Consider the following 26,250-nt stretch of genomic DNA (forward strand, 5'->3'; position numbering starts at 1 on the left):
CTCCAGCACCAGAAAAAAACATGGGCGGACACTTTTACTGCCCAGAGGATCAACCATGTCCAATCGTGATGTTTCCCGGCGTGCCTTTTTGCAAGGCGGGCTAATTGCCGGTGTCGGTGTGACCCTGGCGCCGCTAGGCAGCCAGGCGTTCGCCGCCCTGATGGAAGATGCAGTTACCACTTCACCTCAGAAATGGATGAGCCACGACGGCAAGGCGCGTTTTCGCAATGACGCGTTGTCCAAAGTCTGCGGCAACAAAGTCTTTGCCCGTGATATTCGAGCCAAAGACATGCCCGGCTGGCCGCAGCAACAGGGCCACGCCTTGCTGCTCAAGACCATCAAGGCCGATCGTATCTACGCCGGGCACGACCTTTCATGGTTGGGTGCAGACCTGCAGCCGGATCGAATCGTTACCGCCGCAGACCTGGAAAAAGACGGCATCGCATTTCCCGAGGCGCACTCGCCAGACCCCTTGCTACCTCCTGGCAAGGTGCCGATGTTCATCGGCCATCCAGTGGCGATTCTGATCTGGAACGATTTCGAGCGTTATCGCCAGGCCAAGCGCAAGTTGCAGTTCAATGACAAGGCGATTCGCTACGGTGCCCAGGCGCCGCTGTACCAGACCGATCCCTACGGCAGCTTTCGCTTCGTACGCGTGGGTGGCAATACCCCCTTTGATGACGACGAGTTCTCCAGCTTGAAGAATTCGATGCTGTTTCCGACCATCCTCAACCGTAAACCGGTGTGGTCCAAGGAACCCAAGCAGCACGGCGACCTCACCGAGCAGGGCCTGTTCTATGCCAAGCGCATGGACGAGCAGTTGAAGAACCCCGCGCAGGATTGGCTGGTGTTCGATGAGCGCTACAAGACGCCATCGATCGAACCGGCCGCGCTGGAACCTGACAATGGTAACGGTTGGTATGACCCACAGAGTGGCACCTTGCATTTCGTGGTTGCCACTCAATGTCCCTTCGAAGTGGCCCTCGAATGTGTGCACATGATCAAGCCCTCGCGCTTTGCGCTTGATACGCTGAACATGCACCCGGGCTATACCGTTGGCTACGGCTCCAAGGACAACAATATTTTTGTCTTCTACGCAGCGCTGGCAGCCTTGTACGGTGCCGGCGTGCCAGTGCGGCTGGCCAATGATCGCTACGAGCAGTTCCAGAGCGGCATCAAGCGTCATGCCTTCGACATTCATTACCAGTTGGCAGTCAACAAACAGGACAACACCTTCAAGATTTTCCGTGCCGACATGAGCGTCGACGGCGGCGGACGTGCCAACTACAGCTCCTCGGTGGCAGCAGTAGGGGCCACCGCTGCGCAGTCGATCTACTACATGCCACAGAACGACCTGGCCGTTACCGCCTATCACTCGCGGGGTGTCGAGGCCGGCTCGATGCGTGGCTACGGTACCCTGCAGACCATGGCGGCAACCGAAATGATGGTCGATGAGGTTGCCGACCGTCTGGGTGTGGACGCCATCGAATTGCGCCGCATCAACGCGCTTAAGTCGGGGATGAAAAACACCCAGGGCGCAGTACCCGCAGGGGCCTTGCGCCTGCATGAGATTCTCGACAAGGCTGCTGCCCACGAGTGGTGGAAGAACCGCGCCAGCCGCAAGCAGGCTATGGACGCCAAAGACCCGGACAACTGGTATGGCGTTGGCTTTGCCATCTGCCAGAAGGACTTCGGTACCGGCTCCGAAGCACCGATGGCGAGTATCGAATTCAGTGCTGATGGACGAATCAGCATGCGTCACATCGGTACCGAGCTGGGTACTGGCATGTCGACTTCGCAGGCCCTGGTGGTGAGTGATTTTCTGGGCCGCTCGGCCGATGAGGTCAGGACCGCTGAAACTCAATGGCCGGAATTGCAGCTGGCTACCAGCGGCAACCCGTATCTGATCAGCCAGGCCGAACAGGACGCGGCGTTGCGCAACCCACGCTGGGTCGGCAGGCTGGCCTCGCCGTCCTCGGCAACCAACTCGGCGTTCTATTTCAGCCATGCCACCCGCGAAGCCGCGCGTGTGCTGTTCAATCACGGCCTATGGCCGGCGGCGTTGGCGCTGTGGAGCAGGGGCCCGTTCGGCGGCCAGGCCAACCCCTTGGTCGTGCGCCGCGAGAATGCGGTGTGGGTCAACGGTGAGTTGACGGGCAATGGCCTTGCACCGATCCCTTTTGCCGAGCTTGCCAGAAAAGCGCATGAGATGGGCCTGGTCACCGGTGCCAGCGTACACGGGTTCAACCGCTGGAGCTGGGCTGAGGCGGACTTTGTCATCAATGGTGTGCGCGAGCGCCTGCCGCTCGATGCCCTGGCAGTCAAGTACGGCGATGGTGCACCGAGTGCGATCAAGGCGCAGATGAACAGTGCCAACTTTCATCTGCTGGACCGCGAAAAAGCGGTCTATCCAGCCACGCAATTGAACAACGCCATGGTCACCTACTACAGCCCGGTGGCGACCATCGTCGAGGTCAAGGTGAACAAGGGCAGCGGCGAAGTGCAAGTGCTCAACCACCACAGCTGGGTGGAGTGTGGCCGGGTGCTGGTGCCGGAGTTGGTCAAGGGACAGCTCGAAGGCGGTATCGCCATGGGTATCGGCCATGCGCTGATGGAAGAAATGCCGCTGTATGAGGGTGGTCCCGGCGAAGGCGATTGGAACTTCAACCGCTATCGCTTGCCGCATGCCAAGGATGTTGCAGTGTGGGCGCAGACCTCGGAAATTCTGCCGCCGCTGTCACCCACCGATCCTTCCAAGGGCATTGCCGAAGTGGTGATGATCCCGGTAGTTGGAGCCATCAGCAACGCTGTGGCCCATGCCATCGGCAAGCGTGTGCGCGATTTGCCTATCACTCCAGCGCGTATCAAGGAGGCCCTCAATGGCTAACCGTCCGCTGCAACTGACCTTGAATGGTCAAACTGTCGGTCCAGTCGAGGTCCCCAACGACCTGGCGATGATCGATTACCTGCATGAATACCAGAACCTTACCGGTTCGCGCCTGGGCTGCGGCCAGGGTATTTGTCACGCTTGCGTGGTAATCGTCGACAACCCCGACGGTACCAGCGAAGAGGTGCGTACCTGCATCACCGGTGCACATTTTTTCGATGGCAAAAAGGTTCGCACCATCGAAAGCCACGCCAAGTACGACGACGCTGGCAACCTTAGCGAGCTCAACCCGATCCAGCAGAAGTTTGTCGACCTGTTTGCCTTCCAGTGCAGCTATTGCGCGCCAGGCTTCGTCAATGCCGCCACGGTACTGGTGGAGAACGCCCAGCGTAAGCCGCTGAAAAAGAGCGAACTGCAAGACACCATCGAAGCCAGCCTAGGTCACCACATCTGCCGCTGTACCGGGTACGTGCGTTACTACAACGCCACCCGCGAGGTGCTCGACGACCTCGGTCTGGTCAAGGAGGGTTGAGCATGCAGCGTATTCGTTCCGGCTTCGTCCTGGCGCTCGTCCTGGCGCTCTCTGTGGGCGTACAAGCGGCTGATCAAGCGCAGATCAAACGCGGGGAGTACCTGTCGCGTGCCGCCGACTGCATGGCCTGTCATACCGCCGAGGGCGGTGCGCCGTTCGCCGGTGGGCTGCCGATCCATTCGCCGTTTGGCACTATCTATGGCAGTAATATCACCCCGGATAACGCGTTCGGCATCGGCAACTACAGCGCCGACGAATTCTTCGCCGCGCTGGCCCAGGGCAAACGCAAGGATGGCGCCAATCTGTATCCGGCGATGCCCTATACCTCCTACCACTTGATCAAGCGTGAGGATGCCGATGATATCCGGGCGTACTTGATGACCGTAGCGCCAGTCCATCGTCCGGCACCGGAGACCAAGTTGAGCTTCCCGTTCAACGTGCGCCTGGGACTGACGGGCTGGAACATGCTCTACGGTAAGAGCGTCGAATTGCAGAGTACCGATGGCAAGAGTGAGGCCTGGCAGCGCGGGCAGTACATGGTTGAGGTGCTGGGTCACTGCGGCGAGTGCCATACGCCGCGCAACAGCATTGGCGCCCTGCAGCAGGACCAGCGCCTGACCGGTGGGCTGCTCAACGGCTACCTGGCGCCGAGCTTGCTGGCCAAGGACCTGGCCGAACGTGGCTGGACCCAGCCCGACCTCACCACCTTCCTCAAGCACGGCATGAGTGCCCAAGGCACGATGTTCAACGAGATGTTCCCGGTCGTCCACCACAGTACCCAGCACCTTGAGGACAGTGATCTGGCGGCGATGGCAACCTTTCTCCTGGGCGATCAACCGCCGCCAGCCAAAGTCGTCCAGAGCGTAAGCTTCGATCAGCTCGACGACAGCGCCAAACGCGGTCACCAGCAGTACCTCAATGTCTGCGCCGGCTGTCATGGTGTCGAGGGCGAGGGCAAGCCACACATCGCCGTGGCCATGCAGGGCAATACCGTCCTGCGTCAGGCCGACTCACGCAACCTGGCCAAGGTGATTTACGAGGGTATCGGCGAGCAGCAGTTTACCGGCTTCGAGCGCATGCAACCGATGCCGGGCTTTGCCGACAAGCTTTCGGACGAGCAAGTCGCTGACTTGATCAACTACCTGCGCCAGGCGTGGGGTGGGCTGCCCGCCGACCTCAGCGTGCAGCAGCTTGCGCAACTGAAGGCGGAGTGATGTCGTGCAGCATCTTGATCTGCAAGTAATCCGCCAGGCGTTGCAGTGGTCTTGCAAGGGCAGGCGGATATGGCTGTGCAGCGTGCTCTGCACCTATGGCTCGGCGCCTCGTGCGCCGGGCTCACTGCTGGCCGTCAACGACGGCGGGCAGTGGGTGGGGTCGTTGTCCGGAGGTTGTGTCGAGGATGATTTTCTTGAGCGGGTCGCGCACGGGGACTTTACCGCGCCGGTAACTGTTGTGCGTTATGGCGACGGCAGCGATACGCGTACCAGCATTCGTCTTCCCTGTGGCGGCGTTCTCGATGTGCTGGTAGAAAACCTGCCGGCACATTGCGATGTACAGGCGCATTTGCGCGAGCTGGAGTCGGCGCTGCTAGGCCAGCGTCGGCTGCTGCGAGAAGTCAGTCTGCACGATGGCACGCGCCGGCTCAGTGATGATTCTCTGCAAGGTCCACGGGTGGAGCGTGAGCAAACCTGCGTGCGCTTGCGCGTGGGGGCTGCCCAGCGTCTGCTGCTGGCGGGTTATTCCAGTGTTGCGCATTTCTGCGCACAGTTCGCCAAAGGCATGGGCTTCGATGTGATCCTTTGCGAACCACGTGAAGAAGTGCTGGCTGGCGTGGTACTGGAAGGCATCGAGATCCGTCGAGAGCTGCCTTCGGTGTTTATCGCCAACGGCGGGTGCCATTCGGACACCGCCGTGGTGGCACTGACCCATGATCCGAAAATCGATGATCTGGCGATGCTCGAAGCGGTGCGTACCGAGGCTTTCTATATCGGGGTCATGGGCTCGCAGGTCACGTCGAACAAACGCCGTGAACGCCTGCAGCGCATTGGTGGCCTGGGCGAGTGTGAACTGGCGCGCATCCACGCTCCCATCGGTCTCAACCTGGGCAGCAAGACACCGGCGGAAATTGCCTTGGCAGTGCTCGCCGATATCTTGCGCGTGCGCAACGGTATCGAGCGAGGGTCACTGTGACCGTTGTCGCGCTGGTACTTGCCGCCGGGTGCAGTGCGCGCTTCGGTTCGGACAAGCGCCGAGCGCCCCTGGCGGATGGGCGCAGCCTGTTGACGCACAGTGTCGAGCGCGCTCAGCAGGCGTTCGACGAGGTGCGCGTGGTACTGCGCGCGGGCGAGTGTGCGCAAATGCTTGGCCTGCCGGATGAATGCCCGATCGTGCACAGTCCGGATGCAGCCCTTGGCATGGGCCACAGCCTGGCAGCTGGCGTCGCCTCGCTCGCAGGCAGCGACGCGCAGGCGGTTGCGATCGTGCTGGGGGATATGCCCTGGATCGCGCCGACGACCCTGCGTCAATTGGTCGAGGTTGCCACAGCCTCGACCATTCTCTTGCCCCGCCATGACGGCAGGCAAGGGCATCCGGTGGTGTTTGGCCGCGATTTCTGGCCGCACTTGATGGCATTGCGCGGTGACGAAGGAGCCCGCTCCGTAGTGCGGGCTCATCCGGACTGCTGCGTCATGTTGGAGGTGGCCGACGCTGGCGTGCTCGATGACGTAGATACACCGAGCAGCCTGCTTGAGCGCTGATCACTACTTCTGATTGCGGCATCCCGTGCCCGGTGAGCGGTATTCGAGAATGTTCAGGTTGCCGTTGGAATCCTCGTAGGTCATTTGTGCCGGCATTACATCGCAACTTGAATCGGTAGGGGTCGAGCCCACGACCTTGGCGATGTCGAGCTTCATGCCATAGCGGTAATGAACGATCTCGGGCGGATTCTTCCCATTGGCGACAGCGTAAGCTTGCATGGCTTTTTCATTGGCCCGGATCATTTGACCATACACACGATCCGCACCCCCTTCTGCCATGGCGACAGAAGAAATAGCCATGAGGGAAAGTACGCTGAAAAGTCGCAGGCTGTTCATATCGATCACTCCTTTTCGGTGGTGATCCAGATATAACCTCTAGCACCTGTCACAAGCATGAGCGCCACATTACATTGTCGCAATGTGGGTAGCGGCCGCTTAAACCTGCTGGCTATGACGATAAGAAAAAACCGGTCTCTGGACAGTGCTCAACTCCAGCTAGTCTTGATAGATGGAGCAAGACACTCCATTGCCGGGAGGGCGTCTGCATGAGCACTGGCACACTTGCGACGGACTATCTGGTTATCGGCGCGGGGGCGACAGCTATGGCCTTCGTCGATACATTGCTCGATGAATCGGACGCCCAGGTATTGATGGTGGACCGTCATGCTCAGCCTGGAGGGCATTGGAATGATGCTTATCCATTTGTACGCCTGCATCAGCCTTCTGCTTTCTACGGCGTCAATTCCTGCGAGCTCGGCTCGGGTTTGAAGGATGACTCCGAATGGGGTGAGGGCTTGTACGAGCTGGCCTCGGGCGCCGAAATCGTCAGCTATTTCGACCGCTTGATGCATCAACGATTCTTGCCCTCAGGCCGTGTTCGCTACTGCCCGATGCACAACTACGAGGGCGATCGCAGCGAACACCATCGCATCACATCACTGCTGACTGGGCAAAGCCACTCCGTACTGGCGCGCAGAAAAGTGGTGGATGCGACCATCGCCCAGACCGCCGTGCCGTCCACACATCCACCACACTACCGTGTTGCACCTGGCATACGCTGCATCGCGCTGAACGAGTTGGTAACGATCGACAAGCCTTACTTGCGTTACGTGGTGGTGGGCGGCGGCAAGACAGGTATCGATGCGTGCCTGTGGTTACTGCAGAACCATGTAGCGCCCAGCAGTATTCAATGGATCGTACCTAACGCCCTGTGGTTGTTGGACCGTGCCAATGTCCAGCCAGGTCGTGAAAACCTTGTGCGTACAATCGGCAGCCTTGCCAAGCAGTTCGAGGCAATTGGCGCTGCAGATTCGATGTCCGACTTGTTTCTGCGCCTGGAGCGCGCGGGTGAACTGTTGCGTATCGATGAAACTGTAGAGCCTACCGCTTTTCGCGGCGCGACCGTTTCACAGGCAGAATTGACTGCGTTGCGGCGCATCAGCGATGTCGTGCGCCTGGGCCGGATCCAAGCCATTGAGCCAGGCTGCATCAGCCTGGAAAAAGGCAGCATCGCCGCGGACCCGGATGCTCTTTACATTGACTGCAGCGCCAGTGCCATCCCCTACATTGCTGAAGGTAGCATGACGGTTTTCGAGGATAATCGCATCAATGTGCTGACAATCAGCAGCTATCAGATTCTGTTCAGCGCTGCAGTAATAGCCTACGTTGAGTGTCACCTCAATGACCCGTCGCAGATGAACAAACTCTGCGCAGTAGTCGCCCCTCCACACCTTCCGGAGGATTGGCTGAAGATGTGGGCGGTTTATCTGGATAATCAGCGGCAATGGAAACACCACGCGGGGTTGTCCAGCTGGCTCGCACAGTGCCACTTGCACCTGTTGCCATCGGTACTCAAGGCTATTCAGGAAGGGGACCCTGAAAAGATAGCTGTATTGAATCGATTCGCTCAAGCTAGAAAGAAAGCATTGGAAAACATGCCCATGCTGTTGCGGGCAGCCGCCGCATCGCATGATGATGTGTACAAGACACGACAGGCCTGCTGATGGTTACACGATGAACGACACCGGCGGCCGATGAGTCAAACGCTTGATTGGCTACAAAGTCACCCAGAACCCCGCCTTGCATCGGTAATCACAGAATCAACAGCGCGGCAGCCAAACCGACTATCCTGTCTGACGCATACATTATCTACACTTCACTGTATGCACTTCCTATTTGACGTGGTCCGGGTAGAGATCATGAACAGGTTGATGATCGTGCTTGCAGCCAGTCTTGTTGCTGGTTGCCAGGCGCCGATGCCAATGGCCAACCCGGAAAGGGCCTGGGTCAGCCTCTCCACACCGTTCCCCAATGACCGCCTGCTGTTGGCTGAGCGCTTGGACAAACAACGCTTGAGCGATGGGCGCTTCTTTGAGGTTGCGCCCGGCAGTCATGAGTTGATCGTCCGGTTTGATTACGAAGTTTCCGGAGGCGGGGGCTCGGGGATGATGGACGGCCCGTCCGTGCGGGTGTGCTACCTGACCATCAACTATGGGCATTTCGAAGCAGGCCAGCGATATGTGCTCGAGGCCCGCTCCATGGCGCTCACCCCCGAAGCGCGGCTGTACAGTGCCAAGCGTGAGATCGTTGCACAAATGAGCGACTTCTATTGCCTGATGTAAGCAACCTCAGCGAGGGCATGGCGCTATCAACCGGATTGAACAACGCTTTCACTCGGCTCGACCTGCAGCGCTTCGCCTTCTTCGGAGGGCTCGGTAATTACGCTGAAGTCACTGACCTCGACCGCGCCAAGGCCATAGCCCAGCAGGTGGAAGGAAAAGGCCTTGCGTGCCTGCGGATTGCCGAACTGGAATTCCATGTTCAATGGCTGGTCTGCGGTAACCAACATTTCTCCCGGTAGCCCCAGTTGCACGTCCTGTTCGAGCTCTTTGGCCTTGAGCAGGATATGGGCGTTGTATTGCGGGTCCACCGAGCGGATCGTCAGGCGCACACGTGTGAGGGAGCCTTTGGGCATCTCCAGGTACTGGGCGCCGATCAGGTTGTCTGCCCAATCATCTTTGATCTGCGCCTGCAACGGGATAATTGCCGGGCTGCCAAACTGGTAGTGCTGGTTCAACGGCGTTCTGAGCAGCGATTGATCCAGCGCCGTCGCCCTGGCACTGACTTCACGGGCGCGCCTGCCGCGATACTGGTCGATCAGGTTTGCGCGCTCGGCGATGAAGCCTTCGCTGGCGAAGTTCCGGCAGCGCTGCTGGAAGTCGCATTCGGTGAAGGTGCCGCGGCCATCGTGGTAGCGCAACATACCGTTGGTGTACGACATGATCTCACGGGGTGTTTGATAGTCACGGAACAGGGAGCGTCCACTGAGGATGGGAGGCACCGACAGGGCAAAATAATCCAGTACCGACGCCGCCAGGTCGACGTGGCCATAGACGCCGGATTTTATCCGCGGCAACTGCTCCTGCTCCGGCGCCAACGTCAAGTTGAAGCCCCAAGAGGAGGCCAGGCGCACGCCGTCTATGCCGTGGGATTCATCCGAGGTAATCACTACCAGGGTGTCCTTGAAAACGCCTTTGGCTTGCAGCGCACTGAGGAACTGCCCAAGGGCATCGTCCAGGTAGGCAACCGCCGCTTGCTTGGGCGTGTCATAGCGCTGCAGATACTCTTCGGGCGCCGAGTAGGGTTGGTGGGTGCCAACGGTCAACAGGGTCAACATCCACGGCTTTTTCTGCTTCTTCAACTGGCCAACGTAGCCGAGCGCACCTTCGAAAAAGGCCTTGTCGTCCTTACCCCAGGGAAATTCCAGGTAATTGCTGTTGGTGAACCAGTCCAGGCCGTTGGTGGCATCGAAGCCGATGTGCGGCATGATTTTGTCTTTGGCCATGAAACGCAGGCCGGCACCCTGGAGGAAGTGGGTGGAGAAACCGTTATTGCGCAACTGTGCAGGCAGGCATGCCTGATTTCGTTCGCTTTGCACCAATAGCTCGATGCCCTTGGGCGTGCCATTGTCCAGCTTGTCGTAATCACCGCAGAGCATCGCGTACAGGCCACGAATGGTCTGATGGCTATGCAGCACATAGTCGGGTGTATTCATGCCACGTTCTGCCCAGCGGCTTAAGTTGGGCATGAGGTTTTCTTGATAGCTGCTGTTCAAGGCGTCGCGATTGGTCTTGATGTAGGCGCCGGGGATGCCCTCCAGGGCGATGATCAGCACGTTGCGCGCGCGGCCGGGGGTGGCGAGCAGTTTCTGTCCGTCGAGATCCAGTTGGGTGAGCCCGGCCATTGGCGGGGTGATTTCGGAGTGGTCATCTTCCAGCCATTCCTCCGTCCTCATCTGCACCTCGCCAATGCCCGTCATCACCAATTGATGCGGCAAGTTGTACAGGCGCCATTGGTCCGCGTCGGTAGAGTAAAGGTGCTGGGCGCCCCAATGCGCTGACAGCAACACCAGCGGTGCAGCCCACACGCTGCGTGGCAAGGGCTTGGCGCGGCTGGCACGACTCATCCGATAAGTCAGCAACCAGAGCATCAAACCGCACAGCAAGCTTGCACCAAGCCACGGATGGGCAAAACCACCACCGGTGGAATTGCCGACGAATTGAGGGTCGATCAGGTAATGCAGATCTGAGGCGTTCGGCAGCCGGCCAACCGCGCTGACCAGTTCGGCCGTTGCCACGGTCAGCAAAGACCAGGCCAGCAACAGTGGGAGTGCCAGCCACAAAGGTCGACGATACACGAGCATGACGAGCAGGCTGGCGATGCCGACGTCAGAAAGGTAGCCCAATGGGTTCGACCAGCCAAAAGCGGCACGCTGGCACAGTGGCACGACCAATACCAGACCGACCAGAGCCGCGAGGTGTGCGTAAGGTTGCCGAAGCACGTGGCGGATGATGCTCACAAAAAAAGGCCTTCCATTCATTAAATATTCATATCCGTATGCTGGATGGTATCAGGCGTGGCGCAGTCTGGCTGGGAGATTGACCAGCGTACATAGGATCGAGCTGGGTTGAACCTCGGTTTTAGCCATCGATTTGAGCTAATACGCGACGCAATTTCTGCGAACTTCAGCGCTTGCCGGAATGTCCAGACCTTTACACGTCTCGGCAGCCTGCACTGCCGAGCAAGCTGTGTTCAGCGCCAAGAGGTGAAGTCGAGATGACGATGACGGTGGGTGATTTTCTGGTTGAACGACTCAGCCAGTGGGGGGTAACGCGGATTTTTGGTTATCCGGGCGATGGTATCAACGGGGTGTTTGGCGCGCTGAGCAGGGCCCGGGGCAAGATTGAATTCATTCAGGCCCGGCATGAAGAGATGGCCGCGTTCATGGCCTCGGCGCACGCCAAGTTCACCGGCGAGCTGGGCGTGTGTATCGCCACTTCTGGGCCGGGTGCTTCACACCTGATCACCGGGCTGTATGACGCGCGGCTGGACCATATGCCGGTCCTGGCGATTGTCGGCCAGCAGGCACGTACTGCACTGGGCAGCCATTATCAGCAGGAGCTGGACCTGGTCTCGATGTTCAAGGATGTTGCCGGGGCGTTCGTGCAACAGGCGTCGGCGCCGTCCCAGGTCCGCCATCTGCTCGATCGTGCAGTGCGTACAGCGGTGGGTGAGCGCCGTGTTACCGCGCTCATCCTGCCAAACGACCTGCAGGATATCGACTATGAGGCGCCGGCTAGAGCGCATGGTACGGCACATTCCGGGGTCGGCTATTGCAAGCCGAAAGTCTTGCCTTATGAAGCAGATCTACAGCGTGCGGCCGATGTCTTGAACGCTGGCGAGAAGGTCGCGATTCTGGTGGGTGCCGGGGCCTTGCAGGCGACTGACGAGGTTATCGCCGTGGCACAGAAGCTCGGCGCCGGGGTGGCCAAGGCCCTGTTGGGCAAGGCAGCTCTTCCTGATGACTTGCCGTGGGTCACGGGGACCATTGGTTTGCTGGGTACCGAACCCAGCTACAAGCTTATGGCCGAATGCGACACCTTGCTGATGATCGGGTCCGGGTTTCCGTACGCCGAATTTTTGCCCAAGGAAGGCCAGGCGCGTGGGGTGCAGATCGATTTACAGCCCGACATGCTCAGCTTGCGTTACCCGATGGAGGTCAATCTGCAGGGTGATGCCGGTGAGACACTTGCGGCATTGTTGCCATTGCTTACGCAGAAAACCTCGCGCAAGTGGCAGAAGAGCGTTGAAGGCTGGCGCAGCAGGTGGGAAAAGACCCTGGAAAAGCGTGCCATGGTCAAAGCCGAGCCGATCAACCCGCAACGCGTCGTTTTCGAGCTTTCGCCGCGCCTGCCCGAGCAGGCGATCATCACCAGTGATTCCGGTTCATGTGCCAATTGGTTCGCCCGTGACCTGAAAATTCGCCGTGGCATGCAGTGTTCGCTGTCCGGCGGCCTGGCCTCGATGGGCGCGGCGGTGCCCTACGCGATTGCGGCTAAATTCGCCTTCCCACAGCGGTCGGTGATTGCCCTGGTAGGCGACGGGGCGATGCAGATGAACAATATGGCCGAGCTGATCACCGTCGCCAAATACTGGCGGCAGTGGCAAAGCCCCAAGTGGATCTGCGCGGTCTTCAACAACGAAGATCTCAATCAGGTCACCTGGGAGCAACGGGTAATGGAGGGTGATCCGAAGTTCGAAGCATCGCAGAACATTCCGGATGTTCCCTACCACCTGTTCGCCATCTCCATCGGCCTCAAAGGCATCTTTGTCGACCGGGAAGAGGATGTGGCCGCCGCCTGGGAGCAGGCATTGGCCTCCGAGGTTCCGGTATTGATCGAATTCAAGACCGACCCCAATGTGCCACCGTTGCCGCCGCACATTAGCCTCGATCAAGCGAAGAAATTCGCCACCACCTTGCTCAAGGGCGATCCGGACCAGTCCGGAATACTGCTGCAAACGGCCAAGCAGGTGCTGGGGGCGGTCCTGCCGCATAAAAAATGAGGGGCTCAGGTACAGGCCTCACATTTTCGACATGCCCTCGATCACCCATTGCAGCGAAGCTGGCAGCATTGGCCCGTGGCCCAACCCTTCAAAACGCTTGAACGTCACCTGCAGCCTTGGCACGTTCGCCAAGTCTGCACTCAGCTCGCGGGCAGGCCGCTCGGCATCGGCTTTTGTGGGGCCTCGCGGCTGCGAAGGCTCATCGGTGCCGCGCATCAATAGCAGTTGCGCATGATTGTCGCCCAAGCGCTCCTGCAAGCCCGCGGTTTCACCCAGGATCACGCCGTCATGCCACCACAGCGAAGGGCTGGCGGCTGCGTATCGGCTGAACTCGGTAGGGCGGGTGAACAGCGCGTGGAGCACGGCCAACCCTCCGTAGGAGTGGCCCCATAGGGTTTGTCGGCGCTTGTCGATAGGCGCGACGTTGGCAACCATCGGGCGCATGCGCGTGTCGAGCAGGTCGAAGAACTCATCGACGCCACCGCTGGGCTGACCCGTCAGCGGGTCACGCTGCGAGCGCTGGCCAGGTAAACGTGGGGTGTAGTCGTAGGTGCGTGAACTGCGCTCTATACGCTGGTCAGTCTGGTAGCCAACGGCAACCAGCAGCGGGGCCTGGCCTTCGGCGAGCTTGTGTAGTTGCTCGTCGTTCAGCGCGCCGATGGCAGCGTTGCCATCGAGCATCCACAGCACCGGGTAACCGGCAGCAGGTGCCGGGCGGTCGGGCCGACCCACCCATAGCTGGTAATGGCGCTTGCCATCGACAGAGTCGAGGGTGAGGGTGGTGAAAAAATACGCCAGATCCTGCTGCTGCAGGAGGCGGGTGTCCATCTTCTGCTCCCGCAGCGGCTGCGCCAGGGCGACGCCGGGCGCTGCAAGAATCAGAGCCAGTGCCACGGTCAGGGTGGTCTTGTTCATCAGGCGGTCTCGATATTGCTTGCGGGCAAAGCGGCCGCTGGTTCGAACCCAGCGGCCGGCGGCCATCAGAAGGACGCGGTCAGGCTAGTGTAGAAGGTACGGCCAGGTTCGTTATAGGTGGCGGCCCCCGCACCTTCGATGCCGGCCACGCCCTGGGCGTTACCGGCGCGGTACAGGCGTTTGTCGAGCAGATTGTCCAAGCCGGTGGTCAGGCTGAGGTTCTTGCTGATGGCATACGTACCGCTGATGCCAACCAGCGCGTAGGGCGAGAGCTGATCGTTGGCGCTGCCGGTGACGCGATCACCATGATAGTCGTATTTTTTCGGTGTCTGCTTGCCGTACCAGGCCACGCTCAGTTGCAGCGAGAGGTCGTCGTTGGCCTGCCAGTCGAGCATCGAGTTCAGGGTGTAGTCCGGGGTTACCGAGAGGGTCTCGCCGGTAGATTTGTTCTTCGACTGCAGCATGTAGGTCAGGTTGTTGCTCCAAGTCAGCTGCTCGCTCAGTGGAATGGTCAGGTTGCCTTCCAGACCCTCGACCAGGGCCTTGGGAATGTTTTCCCACTGATAGATCGCCGCGTTGGCGTAACTGCCACTGCCACCTGAGGCATTGCCGATCGGACTCTGGCCAGAGTCGATCTTGTTCTTGTAGTCGTTGCGAAAGTAAGTGAGCCCGGCCACCCAACCGTTGTTCTTGAACTCGATGCCCAGTTCTTTATTGACGCTGGTTTCGGCATCGAGGTTTTCATTGCCTTGCAAGTAACAACTGGTGCTCTGGCCATAGCAGCCCTGGCCACGACTGTAGAGCAAGTAGTCGGGGTTGAGTTGATACAGGTTCGGGGCTTTGTAGGCGCGTGCGATGCCGGCCTTGAGGGTGATGGTGTTGGTCAAGGCGTGCGACAGGTTGAGCGAAGGACTCCAGTTGTCGCCGACGATGCTGTGATGATCGAAGCGCAGGGCAGGGGTGAGCATGGTGCCGGGCATCAGCTCGATGTTGTCTTCGACGAACAACGAGACGATTTGCGCCTGCGAGGTGGTGTCGCGGCCCGCGCTGGTCAAGCCGCCAACCGCGCCGCCTTCGCTGGTGGACTGGGTGTTGGCACTCGGATCATCGAGTTTCTGCTGGCTCCACTCGGCCCCGAGGGTCAGTGTCTGGTCGCGCCAGGCGTTGAGCGGCAGGTTCAGTTCGCCGTGGGCGGTAATGTCACGCAGGGTCGAGGTGTAGAAGTCGGTGCTGCTGAAGATGCCCTCGGTGCCACCGGCCAGGCCTTCGTTGATCCGCGAGTTGCGGGTTTTTTCATACTGCAGATACGCCATGGAGCTGCCGAAATCCCAGTCGCCGTTATGGGTGAGGGCGTAGCTCTCGCGGTACATGCGATTGGTTTCCTTACCCAGCATGCTTTTGACGTTGGCATTGGAGTTGGTGTTCTGGGTGTCGCCGGTATAGATGTTGCCCTGGCGGCTGAACCCTGCCTCAAATGCCAAGCTCTGCTCCGGGCTGAGGCGCCAGGTGAGTTGGCCATTGAGGTCTTTGTTACGCACGCCTTCACGGCCTGCGGGCAGGGTGCCGGCCTGTTTGCCGGTACGCAGCGACTCGTGACCCTGGTTGATGTCCCAGTCATCTGCATCGGTCTTGGCCACGTTGCCATACACCCGATAGCTGAGGTTATCGGTCAGGGGGCCATTGAGGCCGAAGCTCACACGTTTGCTCGCGCCTTCATCGCCGTGCTGGGGAAAATTCTGGTACACGGTGGCGTTGCCGTGGGTCTGGGTCGAGGCCTGTTTGGTGATGATGTTGACCACACCCCCCATCGCCCCGGAACCGTAGCGCGCGGCAGCGGGGCCACGAATCACTTCAATGCGTTCAACCTGGTCGGCGGGTACCCAGTTGGTGTCGCCACGTGAGTCGCGCTCGCCACGCCATCCATAGCGCACCGAACTGCGGCTGCTGACCGGCTTGCCATCGACCAGGATCAAAGTGTTTTCCGGGCCCATGCCGCGGATGTCGATCTGGCGGTTGTTGCCGCGCTGGCCACTGGTCGAGTTGCCGGTCAGATTGACCCCGGGCATGGTGCGGATGATCTGTGACAGGTCATTGGCCGGCGGGCGCTTCTTGATGTCTTCAGCCGTGATGATCGAGACGCCGGGGGCCTGCTTGTTCTCTTCCAGTGCGGTCGCCACCACGGTCTGGCTTTCCAGTTCTATGGGCTCTGGCTCGGTGATGGCAGCTTGCACGGCATTGGCTAACAGACAACTGGTCAACAGCAGGAACGGGGCGAGGGACAGCGGACGGGACGACATCATCGATCTCCGGAACATCGAGCGGAAGTAAGAGATCGCAGATGATAAGCACTCTTAAATGAGAGTAAAGCGCATTAACTTTCTAAACACTTGGCGCTTGCCGGCAACAGGATATGCAGGCACAGGCCCGGTTGGGCGTTACTGGCCCATAGGCGACCGCCTTGCAGTTCGATGGCGCGTCGAGCAATCGCCAAACCCAGGCCAAAGCCAGCGCCGCTGCCGGGCAAACGCTGGTAGGGACTGAAAATATGCTCCAGTTGTGCCTCCGGGACGCCAGGCCCATGGTCGCGCAGGCGCAGATGCCAGTGATCGCCCTCGCGCCAGCCCTCAAGGCTGATCTCGCCTTCAGGGGGCGAGTGACGGATGGCATTGCGCAGAAGGTTCTCCATGGCTTGGGCCAAACTGTCCAAATGCGCTTGCACCTCGCAGTCGGTCCCGAGGGTGCTAGGTAACCGCGCGTGTGACCAGCCGCTTTCGAAACAGGCGTCCTCGCACAGGGCTTCCCATACCGAGAGTACAAGCACCGGTTCGGTCGGTAATCGTGGGTGCTCAGTGTCCATCCAGGCGAGGTCGAGGGTGTCGACCAAGAGCTTCTGCATGTCGTCTACTTCACGCCCCAGGCGCTCGCGCAGTTGCTCGGGCGCCAGGTTGCTGTCGTGAGCGATGCGTAGGCGCGCCAGTGGTGTGCGCAATTCGTGGGACAAGGTACGCAACAGCAGGCGCTGTTGTTCCAGGCTCTGGCGCAGGCGTGCGGCCATGTGCTCGAAGGCCTGGGCCAGTTCGCCCAACTCGTCGCGCCGCTCTTGCAGCGGCAGGCCGGGGCTTTGCAGGTCATCGGCGCGCAAGGCGTCGGCGCGGTCGCGCAGGCGATTCAACGGCACTACCAATTGTCGATACAGCGCCAGGCCCAGGAGCAAGGCGAGCAGGGTGGGCGCCACGCCATGGGTAATGATGTGCGTCCATGGGGTCAGGCCGGTAGGCAGCATGTGTTCGGGTAACTGAATGACCAGGCGACCGTTTTCAGGGTGTTCGGGAAACTCGATGCTGACGTAGGGTAACTCATCCTGCAGGCGACGACTCATAGGCCAATCGAGCTTGCGCATGAAGGTAAGACGACCAGCTTCATTGGCGCTCAAGGGCGTAGTGCCGAGGCTCTCCAGGCGCGGTCCCACCAACGCCACCCAGGTGTCTTCAGCGCGCTGCAGTTGTTGGCGGTAAGCTTCGGCCCCGCTCGCGCCATCTTTTTCCCAGGCGGCTTCGGCTTGCTGCGCGTAGCGCGCCAGGTACTGCTGGTCATCGGGACTGAGGAAGTAGGTGCTGCGTTCTACCGACAAACCCCAGGTCCAGATCAGCCAGGTGAGCAGCAGGCAAAAGCCGACTTGTAGCAGGGCCAATTTCCACAGCAGAGGATGACGACGCATCAGCGCGCTTCCGTTTCTACCAAGATGTAGCCCTGGTTGCGCACTGCCTGGATCTGCAAGTGTTGTGCTCCAATTTGCGCGAGCTTGCGCCGCAGGTTGCACACATGCACGTCGAGGCCACGATCCAGGCGAGTGAAGGCGCGGTGGAGCACTGTCTGATAAAGGAAAGCTTTGCTCAGGGCTTCGCCAGGGTGGGCACGCAAGGTCGCCAGCAAGCGATATTCGGAGCCGGTCAGGCCGGCGCTGCGACCTTGGTGAACAACATCCTGGGCGTACTGATCGAGGGTCAACTCATCGTCGCTCGGGGCCTCGGCGTGGCGGCGGTCGAGGACCACACGGCGTAACAATGCATCGACGCGGGCATCGAGCTCGGCAAGGCTGAAGGGTTTGGGCAGATAATCGTCGGCACCGCGAGTGAAGCCACTGATCCGGTCCTGCTCGGCACCCAACGCCGACATCAACATGACAGGTACAACCTGATGGCGACGCAGTTCGTCCAACAGGCTGAGGCCATCGACACCGGGCATCATGATGTCCAACAACAGCAAATCAAAACCACCTTGGCGCAGCGCGTCCAGGGCCAGGGTGCCGTTCTCGCACGCGGTGACGGTAAAGCCTCGACCCTGGAAGTGTTGCTCCAGGTCGTGGCGCAGGCGCGGATCGTCTTCAGCGAGAAGCAGGTTGGGGGACACGGAACAGTCCTTGATGAGAATTGATTACAAATACGAATGGTCTCACTGCCGGTGGGGTGATGGCAATGTCGACGACTAAGTCCTTTTCAACAGCCGTCAGCAGAATTGCTTTAAATGTAAAGTATTCGCATTTATACTGCGGGGACGCGCCTACCTCCCTGGCATCCGTATTTATTCGCGTAGGTCATCGTGCAAGCCGAACCGCCTAAACTCACCCTCCTGGCCACCTTGGTTCGGCATTACGACGAGTTGGTGGAGCATGTTCGCCGCCGTTTTGGCGAACGGGTCTTTGCCCGCGAGGTTGTCCACGATGTGTGTGTGCAGTTGCTCGAAGGGGATGAAAAACAAGGTGTGCGCACGCCCTTGGCATTACTGCGCAAAATCGCCCATGACACGGCCAGTACTCGCTATCGCAGTGATCGTCGGCGCGAAGCCTGGGTGGTGGCGGTTCCAGAGCTGCCGGAAGTGGCCAGCACTGCACCGAGCCAGCAGCGCCATCTTGAAAGCGCCAGGGCGTTGGAGCTGTTGACTGCGGCAATTGCCGCGCTACCGCCGCGTTGCCAGATGGTCTTCGTCATGCACAAAGTGTACGAACTGCCGCAGGCTGAAGTTGCCAAGCGCATGGGCATTTCCCTGAAAACCGTAGAAAAGCACCTGCGCCAGGGCATGAGCGCTTGCCGCGAACATCTGGGTGCCGAGGTATTGTCATGAGCCGTACCCCGCGCAATGCCAAGGATTTCAGCCAGGAAGACGAGGCTATCGCCCGTTATCGGGATGCCCTCAAGGCGCGTTTTCCGCTGCCTGCACCCACGCCGCCGAAGAACAAGCGCGCCACTGCAAAAGTGGCGGGCCTGGTCTTGTTGGCAATCGTTACCGGGTTGGTTTGGCTCGATCCTGCGTACCAGAGCCAACATGTCGTCAGCCTGGTCGGCCAGCGTCAACCCCTGCAGTTGGCCGATGGCAGTACAGTCTTGCTCGACAGCGACAGTCAAATGACGGTCAGTTGGCACCTGCGCAGTCGTCAGGTGGTGTTGGAGAAAGGCCAGGCGCTGTTTGAGGTTTCGCCGAGGGTGTACCGCCCGTTTCTGATCGATGCGGGGTCGGCAATGGTGCGTGTGGTGGGTACCCGGTTCAACGTCAATCGAAACGAACAGGATGTGCAGGTCACTGTGCTCGAAGGCAAGGTAGCCGTTCGCGGCACCGCCAACGATGCCGTGGCGCGGCTCGAGCCGGGCCAGCAATTGCGCGTTCGCAACGGTATTGCCGGACAGGTGCTGCAGGTCAACGTCGATGATGTCAGCGCCTGGAAAGACAGCCGCCTGGTGTTTGAAAGCACACCGCTGGCCGACGTCATCGCCACGCTCCAGCGCTATCACCCTCAGCCCATCGTGCTCATGAACCAGCACCTGGCGCGATTACCGGTTTCCGGTGTGTTTGATAGCGATCATGTCGAGCGCTTGCTGGCACTGTTGCCGGGCATCTTGCCGGTGACTGTTTCCAACGCGGCCGATGGAGCGGTGCTGATCAAATCCCGCGACACAAAAAAATAATCGTCGACCGGGGTAGGGTTGCGTGGCGCTGCTGGCGGCTATCTCCATGCAAACTTAATCCGTGGAGAATAACAACGTGAGTCAGCCCCTCCTGCGTGCGCCTGTGCGCCTGTCTTTGCTGGCCAGCAGCTTGCTGCTCAGCCAATGGTCGTTGGCGCAGTCGGCACCGGTCGATTTTGATATTCCAGCCGCATCGCTGGAGAAATCCCTGAATGCCGTGGCCCGGCAGTCGTCGGCACAGATTCTGTTCGCCAGCGACATCACCGCTGGCAAGCAAGCGCCTGCACTGCAAGGCCGCTACACCTTGCAGGAGGCGCTTGATCGACTGTTGGGCAAGAGCGGGTTGACCGCGCAGGAGCGTGACGAACACACCTATCTGGTGTTGCCGGGCACGCCTGCACAGGCACCCCAGTCTTCCACTGCCGAAGCCGCTGCGGTGGAGCTGGCGAGCCTCGAAATCAGCTCGTCGCGGCTCAACAGCGACCTGGTGCCTCAAGCCCGACAAGTCAATGTCATCGAGCGCGAGCAGCTTGAGCAACTTCGCCAAGGCTCCGATGGCCTGGCGACCTTGCTGGCCAAAAGTATTCCCGGCATGTCCGACTCCAGCCGGACCATCACCGATTACGGTCAAACTCTGCGCGGACGGACGATGCTGGTGCTGGTCGACGGCGTACCGCTCAATACCAACCGCGACTCCTCACGCAACCTGGCAAACATCGACCCGGCCCTGATCGAGCGCATCGAAGTGATCCGTGGCAGCAGCGCTATCTACGGTGCGGGGGCCACCGGCGGGATTATTTCCATCACTACCCGCCCAGCCGGAGGAGAGCCGCGTGCACAGACGACGCTCAGTGCTGTATCGCCCCTGAGCCAGCTGGACAGTGACGGCCTTGGCGGTCAGTTGCAGCATCACCTGTCAGGCTCCCAGGGCCAGGTCGATTATGCCCTGGACTTCGGCGCCCGGCACATTGGCGCGTCCTATGACGCCAAGGGGCACCGCATTGCACCGGAGCCGAGCCAGGGTGATCTGTTCGATTCCAACACCTACAACATCGGTGGCAAATTGGGTTTGCGCATCGATGATGTGCAGCGCATTCAGCTGTCGGCCAGCCACTACAACGCTGACCAGAACACCGACTATACCTCCGATCCATCCGTGGCCCGCTTGCCTGCGGGCACGGTCCCGGCGCGGCCGTTGTCCGGCTTGTCGCTGGACGAGCAGAACCAGATCAAGAACACTTTGTTGAACCTTGAATACGGCCACACCGATGTTCTCGGCGGCTCGCTCAATGCCCAGCTGTACTACCGCGACTACTTCACCCGCTTCACACCTTTCGACGCCCGGGCCGTGGCCACCCGTGGGCGCAATGTCGATCAGGTGATGCAAAACAGCGAGGTGTTCGGCAGCCGCGTGACCTTGCGCACACCGCTGGGTGAGCAGGGCGATACCGAGTTGTTGTGGGGCGCTGACTTCAACCAGGAACGCAGCGACATGCCCATCGACATCTTCGATCCACAGGCGTACGACGCCAGCGGTGGCCGAGTGTTCGACAAGATTGGCAAGCTGACCTACATGCCCGACCTGACCACCCGCAGTCTCGGTGGTTTTGCCCAACTGCAGCACAAGTTCAACGATCAATGGTCGATGGAAGGCGGTGTACGTTACGAATACGCCACTGCCGAGTACGATGATTTCATTCCACTGTCGGAGTCCACAGCAGCCCAACCGGCCACGGTTCAGGGCGGGGAGGTTCATTACGACTCGGTGTTGTCCAACTTCAGCGTGACCTACTCACCGGTGGCCGGGCAGGAAGTCTATGCAGCGTTCAGCCAAGGCTTCCAATTGCCCGACATTGGGGTGCAGTTGCGTAACGCTCGGCGCGGGTTCGACATCGACGCCTCGAACCTGGAGCCTGTCAAAACCAACAATTACGAACTGGGCTGGCGTGGCGCCGTCGGCGAACAGACGCTGGCGTCGCTGGCGGTGTTCTACACCACCTCTAAGCTTGGAGACGTACAAAGCTTCAACAACGGCCTGATCCTCACCCGTACCAAAGAGCGCATCTACGGCGTGGAAGGTAGCGCCGACTGGCTGACCATTGATGAGCGCTGGGGTGCAGGCGGCACCTTCACCTGGATGAAGGGCAGGGAGCAGCCGGACGGTGGTGACTGGCAGGACATGACCGGCTACCGCATCCCGCCGCTCAAGCTGACTGCCTACCTGCAGTTCAAACCGAACGAAGACTGGAGCAACCGGGTACAGGCCACCTACTTCGACAGTGAAGACTACCGTTTGAACGGCGTCGCCAGCTTCGGCCGCCGCCAGGTCGACAGCTACACCACCGTGGACGTGATCAGCCAGTACCAACTGAGCGCAGACGATCAGGTCAGCGTCGGTTTGCAGAACCTGTTCAATCGAGATTACTACCCGCTCTACAGCCAACTGATGCGCAGCAGCAATAACACCAGTCACTTGCCTGCACCGGGGACGGTGTTGACGGCGAGCTATACGCATCAGTGGTAGTTTCCCGCGCTGGAAAGTGTGCGTGATGGGTGCAAACAGCATTGGAGTACAAATGTACTCCAGTGCTCTTGTTCGCTACTCCTTACCGCTGCTAGCGGTGCTGTACAGGTCGCCCCATCTCAGCGCAGTACCACCGGCTCATTCCTCTAGCGCAAGCGCTTGCCACGAGATTTACGATCCAGCGTATATAAAAGCCCCGCGATCAGTAGCGCACCGCCTACCAGGCAGGCCTTCGGCACCGAGCTTTTGCGCACGGACAGCGGGCGAGGTGACTCATAGGTAGTTTGGTTACCCGCCTCCAGTGTGTCGAGCCGAGCTTCCTGGTGCACTTGCTCAAGCTTCAGTTGAGTGCCGTCTGCCAGGGTCAAGTTGAGGTCCTCGATCGTGCCGGCGATACGGTCGGGATACACCGGCTGCCCTTGAGGATCGATGTCGTCGTAAAGAAACCTTTGGCCTTCCATCCAACCTATGGCGGTCAGCAGTTCTGGGCCCAGGTAGTACTTTGCGTCGAGAAAAAAACCGGGGAACTGAGGTGCGCGCTCGCGGCTCTCGATGGTGTAGCGCTGGCCGGGCTTCATACCGGTGGCTGGATCGATCACGGCCGTATCTCCATGCTGTTGTTTTGCGATAGAGGGGGCGATTGAGGCCAGGGTTCAACCCAGTTGGACGGAAGGATGAACAATCTCGGCGAGCGCACACGTAATCCGATCAAACTTTCCCGGCCCAGCGGGTTCTTCTGAAAACACACCGTTGCGACAGGAGCACACCATGACCCCCAACGATCCCAAGCACGACGACAAGGTGCCTCGGCCGCTTTCTTCAGAAGAAGCTCAGCAAGGTGGGCAGGTTCGCGGGCCGGTGCTTGAGCATCCCGATCCGGACACCGAGGCGGTGGACAAAGTGATCACACCGACATCGATCAAGGAGAAGGAAGAAGAAACCCGCGAGATAGAGCGCAATCTCGCCGAAGTCGAGGATAAAGCCCGACGCTGAATACGAGCGGAACTGCCGGGGCCGGCCATCGGTTCTTGCGACTGTGCCGTGTTTCTTGGCAGTCAATTTTCAGGAACCCTGGCTTACGGTGAATAAATGGATGCTCTTCCCGGCAATGGCCTGTCAACACGCAACCAAGTCGTTCGACACCTGATATTGGCGTTTTGCGGCTTGTTGATGGTGATCCTGACACTTGGGCTGGTGTCGTTTTATCGCATCGCCGATTCGCTCGATCAGCGCGAGGTAGCGCAAAGTCGATTTCATGCTGAATCGGCGATGGCCCAGTTACAGAAGAGCGAGCGTAGCTATTTGCTCACTCATGCCATCTGGCAGTCAGCCTATGATCATCTTGGCCGCGAGGCGGATGCGCGCTGGGCCTACGAGGCTGACAATGTCGGACCGACGCTCTATACCACCGACGGCTATGCGGGTGTTTTCGTTCTGGATGATCAGCGCACCGGCTATGCCATGGTGGATGGCCAGTTAAGCAGTCAGGGCTTCGAACACTACAGCGATGATGCAGGCAAGATCCTCAGCCAGGCTCGACAAGTTGCGGCAAACCAGCAAGCAACCGCCGGCTACATGCAGTTTCGCGACCAACCGGCGATGTTCACCGCCGCAGTCATCCAGCCTCCATCACTACCTCACCATCTACCTGCGCCCAGTGCGGTGCTGGTGTTTGTGCGGGTGCTCGAAGCGAGTGTGCTCGAGCCCCTGGGGCGCAGTGCCGGTCTGGACGGCCTGGGCGTTGGCGCCGCTGGCAGCGCAAGCCAGGCAAAAGGCGCACTGCCGCTGGAAGGCAGCGGCGATGAACTTTCATGGACCATTGCCCAACCGGGACGCGAGCTGATTGCCACTGTGGTTCCAGCGCTGGCGCTGGCCGTGGTGCTGATAGGCTTTCTGGTCGCGGTACTGGCCCGCTATGGCATACGCGCGAGCGCCGGCATGGACCGAAGCCACCGGCAACTGGCCGTGTCCAAAGACGCACTGGAAACCAGCGAAGAGCGTTTTCGCGCCGTGGCCGAGGCGTCCTCCGACTGGATTTGGGAGACCGATGCGCAGTTGCATCTGACCTACCTCTCGGCGCGCTTCGCCGAGCTTACCGGGCACCCAATTGATGCCTGGTTGCAGCGACCCATTACGCAGTTGCTCGACTGCGACACCGCCCATATCGAAAACTGGCTGCACGGCTTGGCCGCGAGCCAGGCGTCGGGCAGCCTGCGCTGCCAGTACCATGATCAACTCGGCCAGCAGCGTATCTGCCGAATTGCGGCACGGGCGATTGTTGATCACGCCCGGTGTACCGGTTTTCGCGGCACTTGCAGCGATATCACCGATGAAGTGGCGGCCCATGCGCAGATCCAACACCTTTCGTTGCATGACGCGCTTACCGGTTTGCCAAACCGCAACAAACTTTTTCGTTTTCTCGAACTGGGCGAGCAGGGAGCCTTGCCGCACGCCTTGGCGGTGATCATGCTCGACCTGGACAACTTCAAGCCAATCAACGACAGCCTTGGCCATTCGGCCGGTGACGCCGTGCTGGTTGAGGTGGCAAGACGCCTCGGCCAGGTTACTCGAGACAGCGATCTGGTAGCGCGCTTGGGAGGCGACGAGTTCATCATCGTCTTGACCCGACCAGGCCAGCACGAAGAGATGGATCGGTTTTGCGCCCGCGTGGTGGAAACCCTGCAAAACCCAATTTTAGCGGAGGGCCAGTCGGTTCAGGTCGGCGTCAGCCTGGGCGTGGTGCTCTCGGCTGAGTATCCGGGTACGCCGAGTGACTTGATTCGCTACGCCGACCTGGCCTTGTACAGCGCCAAGCGTGCAGGCAAGCACACCTGGCGCTACTTCTCCACGCAGATGAACGCCGCCCTGGTGGAAAAGCGCACGCTTGAGCACGAGTTGCTGGAGGGCATTGGCCGCGATGAGCTTGTGCTGCACTATCAGCCGCGCTTCAAGGTCGATGGCGTAACCGTTGCCTCGGTGGAAGCGCTGGTGCGCTGGCGACACCCGCGCCTGGGCCTGTTGCCCCCTGATCGCTTCATCGCCTTGGCCGAGGAGTCGGAACTGATTGTCCTGCTGGGCAACTGGGTCATACGCGAAGCCTGCACCAAGGCCAAGGCCTGGCCGCTGGAGATCATGGTCTCGGTGAACATGTCGCCAGCCCAGTTCAGTCGCAGCGACGTGGTTCATGATGTCGCCGAAGCCTTGCGGCACACCGGCCTTCCGGCCCACCGCCTGGAGTTGGAAATTACTGAGAATGTCATGCTCAATGATGTCGAAGGTGCCTTGCAGACCATGAACTCGCTGAAAGAGCTGGGTGTCAGGCTGAATATGGATGATTTTGGTACCGGCTATTCTTCCCTGGGTTACCTGCGGACTTACCCCTTCGACAGCATCAAGATCGACAAGCGCTTCGTTCAGTCATTGGGCAAGAGCGCTAGTGATCGCAGCGTGGTCCAGGCGATCATTAACCTTGGCAACGCCATGGGCATGACGGTGACTGCCGAAGGCGTGGAGACGGCCGAACAACTGGCCTTGCTCAACGATGATCAATGCCATGAAGTTCAGGGCTTTCTACTCAGTCGCCCGGTGGACAACGATGTACTTGTGCAGATAATGCGTCGCCAACGGGCGAACACCGCGACCGAGTCCTCTGGTTAGGCGCTTGTTATTTTGAAACGCGTAAGCCAGAGACAAGGATAGAATGCCGGTCACTATCTACGAGGAAACACGATGTTGTTACCTGATTTGAGCCGTGGTCAAACCGACTATCAATC

Annotated in this window: 20 protein-coding genes; 13 read left to right on the forward strand and 7 right to left on the reverse strand. The window is 59.9% G+C overall.

Features of this window, described 5'->3' with window-relative positions; all coding sequences use genetic code 11:
- The first annotated feature begins 55 nt into the window (after positions 1–55).
- The 5 genes from V0R60_RS01515 to V0R60_RS01535 are packed head-to-tail and all read left to right on the forward strand — an operon-like array spanning position 56 to position 6,175.
- A complete protein-coding gene (locus V0R60_RS01515) occupies positions 56–2,887 on the forward strand; it encodes a xanthine dehydrogenase family protein molybdopterin-binding subunit (protein WP_136476174.1) in 2,832 nt (943 codons plus the stop codon).
- A complete protein-coding gene (locus tag V0R60_RS01520; RefSeq protein ID WP_136476173.1) occupies positions 2,880–3,419 on the forward strand; it encodes a (2Fe-2S)-binding protein in 540 nt (179 codons plus the stop codon). Before V0R60_RS01515 ends, V0R60_RS01520 begins: the two co-directional genes overlap by 8 nt.
- Before the next feature lie 2 nt (positions 3,420–3,421).
- Positions 3,422–4,633 carry a cytochrome c gene (locus tag V0R60_RS01525; protein ID WP_330078572.1) on the forward strand — a complete coding sequence of 404 codons (1,212 nt, stop codon included), beginning with the start codon at positions 3,422–3,424 and terminating at the stop codon, positions 4,631–4,633.
- A gap of 4 nt (positions 4,634–4,637) precedes the next feature.
- Positions 4,638–5,609, forward strand: coding sequence for an XdhC family protein (locus V0R60_RS01530; RefSeq protein WP_136476171.1), 972 nt, complete (start codon positions 4,638–4,640; stop codon positions 5,607–5,609).
- Positions 5,606–6,175, forward strand: a complete 570-nt coding sequence (locus V0R60_RS01535) for a nucleotidyltransferase family protein (RefSeq protein WP_136476170.1) — start codon at positions 5,606–5,608, stop codon at positions 6,173–6,175. The genes V0R60_RS01530 and V0R60_RS01535 overlap by 4 nt, the downstream gene beginning before the upstream one ends.
- A 3-nt stretch (positions 6,176–6,178) precedes the next feature.
- Here the strand turns inward: V0R60_RS01535 and V0R60_RS01540 are convergent, their stop codons facing one another.
- Positions 6,179–6,511 (reverse strand): DUF2790 domain-containing protein, encoded by a 333-nt coding sequence (locus tag V0R60_RS01540; protein ID WP_136476169.1) that lies wholly within the window; start codon positions 6,509–6,511, stop codon positions 6,179–6,181.
- Between the two features lie 209 nt (positions 6,512–6,720).
- Here V0R60_RS01540 and V0R60_RS01545 point away from each other — a divergent pair, with 209 nt between their 5' ends.
- Positions 6,721–8,178, forward strand: a complete 1,458-nt coding sequence (locus V0R60_RS01545) for an FAD/NAD(P)-binding protein (protein ID WP_330078571.1) — start codon at positions 6,721–6,723, stop codon at positions 8,176–8,178.
- Positions 8,179–8,373: 195 nt separating this feature from the next.
- Positions 8,374–8,796 (forward strand): PA0061/PA0062 family lipoprotein, encoded by a 423-nt coding sequence (locus V0R60_RS01550; RefSeq protein WP_330078570.1) that lies wholly within the window; start codon positions 8,374–8,376, stop codon positions 8,794–8,796.
- Between the two features lie 26 nt (positions 8,797–8,822).
- Here V0R60_RS01550 and V0R60_RS01555 read toward each other — a convergent pair whose 3' ends face one another.
- Complete coding sequence (locus V0R60_RS01555) at positions 8,823–11,054, reverse strand: LTA synthase family protein (RefSeq protein WP_375547249.1); 2,232 nt, start codon at positions 11,052–11,054, stop codon at positions 8,823–8,825.
- Positions 11,055–11,290: 236 nt separating this feature from the next.
- On the opposite strand from V0R60_RS01555, the gene V0R60_RS01560 reads away from it, so the two are divergent.
- Positions 11,291–13,078 (forward strand): thiamine pyrophosphate-requiring protein, encoded by a 1,788-nt coding sequence (locus V0R60_RS01560; RefSeq protein WP_330078568.1) that lies wholly within the window; start codon positions 11,291–11,293, stop codon positions 13,076–13,078.
- A gap of 18 nt (positions 13,079–13,096) precedes the next feature.
- Here the strand turns inward: V0R60_RS01560 and V0R60_RS01565 are convergent, their stop codons facing one another.
- The 4 genes from V0R60_RS01565 to V0R60_RS01580 form a co-directional block, all read right to left on the reverse strand.
- A complete protein-coding gene (locus V0R60_RS01565; RefSeq protein ID WP_330078567.1) occupies positions 13,097–13,993 on the reverse strand; it encodes an alpha/beta hydrolase in 897 nt (298 codons plus the stop codon).
- Between the two features lie 65 nt (positions 13,994–14,058).
- Positions 14,059–16,290 carry a TonB-dependent siderophore receptor gene (locus V0R60_RS01570; protein ID WP_330078566.1) on the reverse strand — a complete coding sequence of 744 codons (2,232 nt, stop codon included), beginning with the start codon at positions 16,288–16,290 and terminating at the stop codon, positions 14,059–14,061.
- Positions 16,291–16,364: 74 nt separating this feature from the next.
- Positions 16,365–17,711, reverse strand: coding sequence for a HAMP domain-containing sensor histidine kinase (locus tag V0R60_RS01575; RefSeq protein ID WP_330078565.1), 1,347 nt, complete (start codon positions 17,709–17,711; stop codon positions 16,365–16,367).
- Positions 17,711–18,403, reverse strand: coding sequence for a response regulator transcription factor (locus V0R60_RS01580; RefSeq protein WP_330078564.1), 693 nt, complete (start codon positions 18,401–18,403; stop codon positions 17,711–17,713). The genes V0R60_RS01575 and V0R60_RS01580 overlap by 1 nt, the downstream gene beginning before the upstream one ends.
- A 189-nt stretch (positions 18,404–18,592) precedes the next feature.
- Here V0R60_RS01580 and V0R60_RS01585 point away from each other — a divergent pair, with 189 nt between their 5' ends.
- From V0R60_RS01585 to V0R60_RS01595, 3 genes are all read left to right on the forward strand, one after another.
- Positions 18,593–19,114: an RNA polymerase sigma factor gene (locus V0R60_RS01585; protein ID WP_330078563.1), complete on the forward strand. Its 522-nt coding sequence runs from the start codon at positions 18,593–18,595 to the stop codon at positions 19,112–19,114.
- Complete coding sequence (locus V0R60_RS01590; RefSeq protein WP_136476160.1) at positions 19,111–19,953, forward strand: FecR family protein; 843 nt, start codon at positions 19,111–19,113, stop codon at positions 19,951–19,953. The genes V0R60_RS01585 and V0R60_RS01590 overlap by 4 nt, the downstream gene beginning before the upstream one ends.
- A gap of 76 nt (positions 19,954–20,029) precedes the next feature.
- The gene (locus tag V0R60_RS01595; RefSeq protein ID WP_330078562.1) at positions 20,030–22,477 is read left to right on the forward strand and encodes a TonB-dependent receptor; all 2,448 of its coding nucleotides are present in this window, start codon (positions 20,030–20,032) and stop codon (positions 22,475–22,477) included.
- A 146-nt stretch (positions 22,478–22,623) separates the two neighbouring features.
- On the opposite strand, the gene V0R60_RS01600 is transcribed toward V0R60_RS01595, so the two are convergent.
- On the reverse strand, positions 22,624–23,076 hold the full coding sequence (locus tag V0R60_RS01600) for a short chain dehydrogenase (RefSeq protein ID WP_330078561.1): 453 nt from the start codon (positions 23,074–23,076) through the stop codon (positions 22,624–22,626).
- Positions 23,077–23,245: 169 nt separating this feature from the next.
- On the opposite strand from V0R60_RS01600, the gene V0R60_RS01605 reads away from it, so the two are divergent.
- Together V0R60_RS01605 and V0R60_RS01610 are read left to right on the forward strand one after the other, a co-directional pair.
- A complete protein-coding gene (locus V0R60_RS01605) occupies positions 23,246–23,470 on the forward strand; it encodes a hypothetical protein (protein ID WP_330078560.1) in 225 nt (74 codons plus the stop codon).
- 96 nt (positions 23,471–23,566) lie between these two features.
- Complete coding sequence (locus V0R60_RS01610) at positions 23,567–26,134, forward strand: bifunctional diguanylate cyclase/phosphodiesterase (protein WP_136476156.1); 2,568 nt, start codon at positions 23,567–23,569, stop codon at positions 26,132–26,134.
- Positions 26,135–26,250 lie beyond the last annotated feature (116 nt).

This window comes from Pseudomonas auratipiscis (assembly GCF_036324085.1).
In the GTDB taxonomy this organism is placed as follows: domain Bacteria; phylum Pseudomonadota; class Gammaproteobacteria; order Pseudomonadales; family Pseudomonadaceae; genus Aquipseudomonas; species Aquipseudomonas auratipiscis.

Bases quoted from the DNA above. Each gene is read 5' to 3' on its own strand.
- V0R60_RS01515 (WP_136476174.1), top strand. From the start codon at position 56: ATGTCCAATCGTGATGTTTCCCGGCGTGCCTTTTTGCAAGGCGGGCTA.
- V0R60_RS01520 (WP_136476173.1), top strand. From the start codon at position 2,880: ATGGCTAACCGTCCGCTGCAACTGACCTTGAATGGTCAAACTGTCGGT.
- V0R60_RS01525 (WP_330078572.1), top strand. From the start codon at position 3,422: ATGCAGCGTATTCGTTCCGGCTTCGTCCTGGCGCTCGTCCTGGCGCTC.
- V0R60_RS01540 (WP_136476169.1), bottom strand. From the start codon at position 6,511: ATGAACAGCCTGCGACTTTTCAGCGTACTTTCCCTCATGGCTATTTCT.
- V0R60_RS01545 (WP_330078571.1), top strand. From the start codon at position 6,721: ATGAGCACTGGCACACTTGCGACGGACTATCTGGTTATCGGCGCGGGG.
- V0R60_RS01550 (WP_330078570.1), top strand. From the start codon at position 8,374: ATGAACAGGTTGATGATCGTGCTTGCAGCCAGTCTTGTTGCTGGTTGC.
- V0R60_RS01555 (WP_375547249.1), bottom strand. From the start codon at position 11,054: ATGAATGGAAGGCCTTTTTTTGTGAGCATCATCCGCCACGTGCTTCGG.
- V0R60_RS01560 (WP_330078568.1), top strand. From the start codon at position 11,291: ATGACGATGACGGTGGGTGATTTTCTGGTTGAACGACTCAGCCAGTGG.
- V0R60_RS01565 (WP_330078567.1), bottom strand. From the start codon at position 13,993: ATGAACAAGACCACCCTGACCGTGGCACTGGCTCTGATTCTTGCAGCG.
- V0R60_RS01570 (WP_330078566.1), bottom strand. From the start codon at position 16,290: ATGTCGTCCCGTCCGCTGTCCCTCGCCCCGTTCCTGCTGTTGACCAGT.
- V0R60_RS01575 (WP_330078565.1), bottom strand. From the start codon at position 17,711: ATGCGTCGTCATCCTCTGCTGTGGAAATTGGCCCTGCTACAAGTCGGC.
- V0R60_RS01590 (WP_136476160.1), top strand. From the start codon at position 19,111: ATGAGCCGTACCCCGCGCAATGCCAAGGATTTCAGCCAGGAAGACGAG.
- V0R60_RS01605 (WP_330078560.1), top strand. From the start codon at position 23,246: ATGACCCCCAACGATCCCAAGCACGACGACAAGGTGCCTCGGCCGCTT.
- V0R60_RS01610 (WP_136476156.1), top strand. From the start codon at position 23,567: ATGGATGCTCTTCCCGGCAATGGCCTGTCAACACGCAACCAAGTCGTT.